Source organism: Nostoc sp. UHCC 0251, from assembly GCF_034932245.1.
Lineage (GTDB): Bacteria > Cyanobacteriota > Cyanobacteriia > Cyanobacteriales > Nostocaceae > Nostoc.
Window position 1 is genome coordinate 1 of the sequence record NZ_JAYGHD010000187.1, and the last position, 5,712, is coordinate 5,712.

The following is a 5,712-nucleotide window of genomic DNA, read 5'->3' on the forward strand; positions in this document are numbered from 1 at the left end:
AGAACTTTTTCCCCTTCCCCCTTGCCCTTTTCCCGACTTATGCAAGAAGTCTATTGTGTATACACCGTAGCCTGTTAGGAGAGAGAAATAAAAGTGAGGTTTTCCAGATACCGTGAAAAGTCAGATAACAAGTTGCTCAAGCAACTTGTCTGCCCGAAGTCTTGTTAAGTCTAAGAAGTTGCGGACTGTAACTTTTCTAGTCGTGCCAGCACTTCTGAACTGTGAATATTTGGGTTGACTTTGACAAAACTCTCGCGCAAGACGCCCTGAGGATCGATGATGAAACTATGACGCATCGATAAAGAGCCGAGCCACGAACCGTAAGCTTTACTCACGGAACCATCAGTATCAGCCAACAGTGGGAACTTTAGTCCCTCTGAATCACAAAATTCGGCGTGAGAATCAATATCATCAGCACTTACGCCAATAATCTGAGCGTTTTTTTCGAGGTATTGGGGTAAATCTTGCTGAAAACGACGAGCTTCTATAGTACAACCAGAGGTGAAGTCTTTAGGATAAAAGTAGAGGACTAGCCACTTACCGCGCAAGTCAGAGAGAGAAATTTTGCCATTACCTGTATTGGTTGGCAAAGTAAACTCTGGTGCGGGTTGATTAATTGCAGGAAGTTTACCACCAAGAGCATCAGCAGCAGGGGTAAAATTCAGCCAGCTGATGAGAGAAATACAGCTGGCAAATAATATGCTTAAAAAAGTGCGGCGAGAAATCATGGTGCAAACCAGAATCACAACTTTACACAAGTTTACAATTCTTGGTTGCTGCTAATCTCACTCTGAGTCAGATTCAGGTGGGATATCTGTACTTTCAATGTATTGACTATCTAGGAGAAAGGCTCCTCTAGTAAAGCGAATACCCCAATATCCACCAGGTCTGCGGTCAATAACTATACCCTCTTCGCCAATGTGAATCACATCGGGGGGGCGCAGCATGGGCATGGGTTCAGCAGTTTTGACGTAAGGTGGTAGTGCCACAACACGGACTTTACTACCAATTGCGAATTCTTGAGACATCTTAATCAAGCTAGGAGTTTTGATTAACTCATAACTCATAACTATCTTGAAAGTCTACTAAATGGGAGATGGGAATAAATAGGGAAAGGGAAAGGAGAAAAATTTCATCCCCTTTCCGCATCTTCTGCAAGAAGTCTATTAATTTTTGACTATGGAAAACAATGCTTAGACATCAGTCAAGTTAACTATTTTTTGAAAAATTATTATTGGGGATTGCCTTGTTGACGGCGTGAAGGAGCATTTTGACGATATTGCTCTATTTTTTGCCGCTGTTCGGGGGTGAAGACTGCTTGAATCTGTTGTTTTTCAGACTCCCGGATTTGTCGGATTTGGGTTTTTTGTGCTTCAGTCAGATTTAAATCACCATAACCACCCTTTCCTGGACGTTTACCGGCTTGACGTTGACCGGCTTGCCGTTGAGCCTGACGTGCTTGTTTCGCCGCCTCTAACTTGGCCTTTTGTTCTGGGGTGAAAACTGCCTCCATTTTGGTGCGGCTATCGCGGCGAATTGCCTGAATTTGGCTTTTTTGGGCGTCTGTTAGACCCAATTCTTTCCAAGCGCCCCTTCCTTTCTGTGGAGTTTGTGCAAGTAACAAGGGTGAAGGAGAGGCTGTTTGGGCATTAACAGCAAAGGAGGTTGCAGTTAAAGTTAGAGCAATTGCTCCAGCGACTAACGATAATGGTTTGAGTTTCATTACTTGTCTGGTGGGTTTTTCCTGGTTGGATGCCACTATCATAAGAACTTATCTTTAATAGTTACATGAGGAAAAAGTCATGGTTCTACCCGTGACTTTAGTCATGATTGACTTTTAACAAACATGATTGACAATAAATAGTTAGAAGTTAAAAATGATGAAAATTTTGATTATTATTAAGTTATCAGCCATTATTTAGTTTATTAATTAACAAGTTTTTCCTTAAAGTTACTGCTCATTTCTAACTTGGTGAAAAGTTTAAGCGGCGGAAGCTGCTGCTCAAGTGTTCGGAATTTTTAACTCCTACTTCTTCACTAATAACTTATAAATTATACCTGGAGCAACGCGGCTAATGAGTCGTCCAATTCAAATTAAGAAACATCCTTTTCCGTCTCTGCTTTATCTGGAATGGACATTACTGGCAATCACTGCATTGACAGCTGTTATACCACCTCCGTTACGGCGTCTTCGCCCTAAGTTTCCAGATCTATCAATTTGTGGTGTGTTTCCAGACTTATCAGTTTGTAGCATATTGCCAGAACTATCAATTTATAGTCTGATTATTTTTGCGGCAATGGGCTTAAGATTACCTAAGAATAACCAGTTAACTAAGGTAATATACACAGGCATTGAAGTTTTATTAATTTTAATAATTGGACTTTTTGGGGAGAGATTTGCTCGGCTATTCCCCTTTCTTTACATAATTTTAGTGACTCGCAGTTGTCTGATTTTTCAGATAAATGGGCGTTTATTTGTTACAAGTTTGTCATTTGCCTTATTTTTAGTTACTACACAACTAAAATATCAGTTATTTAGTTTTCAAGCATCGCCCCAGGCACAAGAGCGATATCGATTTTTGATTTTAAATTCATCATTGGTATTTGGCTTAAGTTTGGTTTTTGTGTTGTTGATGATGAATGCAGTATTGTCTGAACGGCAAAGTCGAGAAAAGTTAGCGATCGCTAATGAAAAACTGCGCCAATATGCTATGCAAATTGAAAATCAAGCTACCTTAGAAGAACGGAATCGCATTGCTCGTGAAATTCATGATTCATTAGGACATTCTCTCACTGCTTTAAATTTGCAATTAGAAACCGCTTTAAAACTATGGCAATCTAACCCAGGTAAGGCTGAAACATTTCTAGCAACAGCAAAAGAATTAGGTTCAAAAGCCCTAAGAGATGTCCGTCAATCTGTTTCTACTATGCGCTCTAATCCTTTACAAGAGCAATCTTTAGAACGTGCGATCGCTAGCCTTTCAGAAAACTTTCATCGCTCAAATGGGATTTTACCAATTTGTCAAATCAGCCTGGAATATCCTCTACCGCCTGAAATCAACACCGCTATCTACCGGATTACTCAAGAATCTTTGACAAATATATCTAAATATGCTTATGCAACAGAGGTAAAACTGGAAGTGACTATGATAAAAGCAAATCTAAGATTGATAATTCAAGATAATGGTAGAGGTTTTGATTTAGGGCAAAATACTACTGGTTTTGGACTTCATAGTATGCGCGATCGCACTTTAGCACTAGGAGGTGAGTTTAACATCAATAGCGCTCCTGGTTCTGGTTGCAAAATTACAGTTAATATTCCTTTAACGAGGTTGACATGATGATTAAAGTATTGCTGGTAGATGATCAAGGTTTAATTCGTCAAGGATTAAGAGCGTTATTAGAATTAGAACCAGATTTAGAGATAGTGGGAGAAGCAGAAAACGGTGAACAGGCGATTAATTTAGTTGCTGAATTTCACCCAGATGTAGTATTGCTGGATATCAGAATGCCGATTATGGATGGAGTTGCAGCCACGCGGGAGATTCAAAAACGTTTCGCCAAAACTAAAATTTTAGTACTAACGACTTTTGATGATGATGAATATGTATCAGCAGCTTTGCAAAATGGGGCAATGGGTTATTTATTGAAAGATACACCATCAGAAGAATTAGCTGTTGCTATTCGTGCCGTTTATAAAGGATATACTCAATTAGGCCCAGGTATAGTTAAAAAGCTGTTAACTCAGTTTTCTAATGGTACACCAACCCAGTCAACGCCTGTACCGTCTAGTTTAGCTGAACTCACTCCTAGAGAAAAAGAGGTTTTGCGGTTAATTGCTACAGGTGCTAGTAATCGAGAAATTGCTCAGGAACTCTACATTTCTGAGGGGACGGTGAAAAATCATGTTACGAATATTTTAAACAGGTTAAATTTGCGCGATCGCACTCAAGCCGCGATTTGGGCAAATACTTATTTATCCTATTTGAATGAGCCAAGTTAAATAATTCGTAATTCGTAATTCGTAATTCGTAATTTTAACCTTTAGATTGTATAGCGTTATTCTTGCATTAGGATAATACCAATTTCTTATGAAGCTGCATATAATTCGATTCCGCCTAGCCTTGCTTAATAAGGGGGGAACCGGAAAAACATCTATCATATCAAAGTCCCCCAATTTATCAGGGGATATACAACTTCATATTAAAGTGGTATGACGCACCATTTTAGGCTTGTATTTGCGCCTAGCATCTGGAAAACTTAAATGTGTAACAGCTTATTTAAATAACTCCAAACATTCATTTTTTAAAACGCCTTTGGTGACTTTGATGTTTCTAAATGACTTAGCGATCACTTCTTCGCAAGATATATTAATTTGTGATTGATTTATCGAGATCAAATCTTGGATTGAAGCACCATATACAATTTCTGATACACCACTCCAAACACAAGCAGTTGCACACATGGGACAAGGTTCGCCAGTTGTATATATGCTATAACCTTCTAAAGAAGGGTTTTTAAGTTTAGCTGTTAAACTACGAATAACGTTAATTTCTGCATGGGCTGATGGATCGTTGTCTCTCCTTACAGTGTTATGAGCTATAGCAACAACTTCGTTATCTTTAACAATCACAGCACCGTAAGGCGCATCGCCTTTTTTTGCTTCTGCCAAAGCTAAACGCATAAAATATTCTGGGTTCATATAAGCTGAGGTTAACATAAGGATAATGATTTATAATATCGTATTTCTAATGCTATAACTGGGAATTAAAATTAGTTAATGGTCGAATATGTTACTGAGCAGACAAGAAACAGAATTCTACTTAAAAGACCTAGAAACACCATTAGGTAAAGCGATTAATTTAACACTTGCCGCTATGGTGCTAGTATCATCAGGAATTTTTGTGGCAGAAACTTATAATATTCCTGATTCTGTGCGGTTTCAGTTGAATGTTGCCGATACTGCGATCGTCATTATCTTTGCGGTGGAATATTCACTCCGTCTTTGGAGTGCGGAAAACAAAATTAAGTATATTTTTAGCTTTTATTCGATTATTGACTTAATAGCGATTTTGCCATTCTTTCTAGGAATGGTGGATATCAGCTTTATCCGCCTACTGCGATGGTTTCGGATTTTACGATTAATCAGATTTATAGATAGAAAGTTTTTATTCGCCAGTATCAGCACCGAAGATGGAATGATTTTTGCGCGAATACTATTTACATTATTTGCAATTGTTTTTATTTATTCTGGCTTAATTTATCAAGTAGAGCATCCGGTTAATCCTCAAAATTACGGTACATTTTTGGATGCCTTTTATTACTCTGTTGTCACAATGACAACTGTGGGATTTGGCGATGTTGTTCCAATTTCTGAATTAGGGCGCTTGCTAACAGTACTGATGATTTTCACCGGAATTGCGCTGATTCCTTGGCAAGTAGGGGATTTAATTAAGCGAGTGGTGAAAACTGCTAATCAGGTAGAAACAGTTTGTTCAGGTTGTGGTTTGACTTTCCATGATGTAGATGCTGGTTTTTGTAAAAGGTGCGGGACTAAGTTAGCTAGTCGCAGGGTTGATTGAGGTGCGATCGCATTCACGTTATGGGGAAAAGTCCACCAAAACCTAACCCCCTAACCCCCTTCCCGACGCGGGAAGGGGGGAAAATTCAAAGTCTCTCTCCTTTTAGGAGAGAGATTTAGAGAGAGGTTTT

Annotated in this window: 7 protein-coding genes; 3 read left to right on the plus strand and 4 right to left on the minus strand. The window is 39.0% G+C overall.

Annotated elements, in window-relative coordinates; translation table 11 throughout:
• Positions 1 to 170 precede the first annotated feature (170 nt).
• From VB740_RS16865 to VB740_RS16875, 3 genes are all read right to left on the minus strand, one after another.
• Entirely contained in the window at positions 171 to 728 is a 558-nt protein-coding gene (locus VB740_RS16865) for a peroxiredoxin (RefSeq protein WP_323201116.1), read from the minus strand.
• A gap of 57 nt (positions 729 to 785) precedes the next feature.
• The gene (gene sipA, locus VB740_RS16870) at positions 786 to 1,028 is read right to left on the minus strand and encodes a regulatory protein SipA (protein ID WP_323201119.1); all 243 of its coding nucleotides are present in this window, start codon (positions 1,026 to 1,028) and stop codon (positions 786 to 788) included.
• Between the two features lie 203 nt (positions 1,029 to 1,231).
• The gene (locus VB740_RS16875) at positions 1,232 to 1,723 is read right to left on the minus strand and encodes a P pilus assembly/Cpx signaling pathway, periplasmic inhibitor/zinc-resistance associated protein (RefSeq protein ID WP_323201120.1); all 492 of its coding nucleotides are present in this window, start codon (positions 1,721 to 1,723) and stop codon (positions 1,232 to 1,234) included.
• A gap of 352 nt (positions 1,724 to 2,075) precedes the next feature.
• Between VB740_RS16875 and VB740_RS16880 the strand changes: the two genes are divergently transcribed.
• The gene (locus tag VB740_RS16880; protein WP_323201117.1) at positions 2,076 to 3,341 is read left to right on the plus strand and encodes a sensor histidine kinase; all 1,266 of its coding nucleotides are present in this window, start codon (positions 2,076 to 2,078) and stop codon (positions 3,339 to 3,341) included.
• Positions 3,341 to 4,003, plus strand: a complete 663-nt coding sequence (locus VB740_RS16885; protein ID WP_323201121.1) for a response regulator transcription factor — start codon at positions 3,341 to 3,343, stop codon at positions 4,001 to 4,003. The genes VB740_RS16880 and VB740_RS16885 overlap by 1 nt, the downstream gene beginning before the upstream one ends.
• Positions 4,004 to 4,276: 273 nt before the next feature.
• Here VB740_RS16885 and VB740_RS16890 read toward each other — a convergent pair whose 3' ends face one another.
• Complete coding sequence (locus VB740_RS16890; RefSeq protein WP_323201122.1) at positions 4,277 to 4,702, minus strand: nucleoside deaminase; 426 nt, start codon at positions 4,700 to 4,702, stop codon at positions 4,277 to 4,279.
• Positions 4,703 to 4,790: 88 nt separating this feature from the next.
• On the opposite strand from VB740_RS16890, the gene VB740_RS16895 reads away from it, so the two are divergent.
• The gene (locus VB740_RS16895; protein ID WP_323201118.1) at positions 4,791 to 5,582 is read left to right on the plus strand and encodes an ion transporter; all 792 of its coding nucleotides are present in this window, start codon (positions 4,791 to 4,793) and stop codon (positions 5,580 to 5,582) included.
• The last annotated feature ends 130 nt before the right edge of the window (positions 5,583 to 5,712 follow it).

What these genes read in the sequence shown, in the direction of transcription:
- VB740_RS16880 (WP_323201117.1), top strand. Translation starts at nt 2,076, where the DNA reads ATGAGTCGTCCAATTCAAATTAAGAAACATCCTTTTCCGTCTCTGCTT.
- VB740_RS16890 (WP_323201122.1), bottom strand. Translation starts at nt 4,702, where the DNA reads ATGAACCCAGAATATTTTATGCGTTTAGCTTTGGCAGAAGCAAAAAAA.
- VB740_RS16865 (WP_323201116.1), bottom strand. Translation starts at nt 728, where the DNA reads ATGATTTCTCGCCGCACTTTTTTAAGCATATTATTTGCCAGCTGTATT.
- VB740_RS16875 (WP_323201120.1), bottom strand. Translation starts at nt 1,723, where the DNA reads ATGAAACTCAAACCATTATCGTTAGTCGCTGGAGCAATTGCTCTAACT.
- sipA (WP_323201119.1), bottom strand. Translation starts at nt 1,028, where the DNA reads ATGTCTCAAGAATTCGCAATTGGTAGTAAAGTCCGTGTTGTGGCACTA.
- VB740_RS16895 (WP_323201118.1), top strand. Translation starts at nt 4,791, where the DNA reads ATGTTACTGAGCAGACAAGAAACAGAATTCTACTTAAAAGACCTAGAA.
- VB740_RS16885 (WP_323201121.1), top strand. Translation starts at nt 3,341, where the DNA reads ATGATTAAAGTATTGCTGGTAGATGATCAAGGTTTAATTCGTCAAGGA.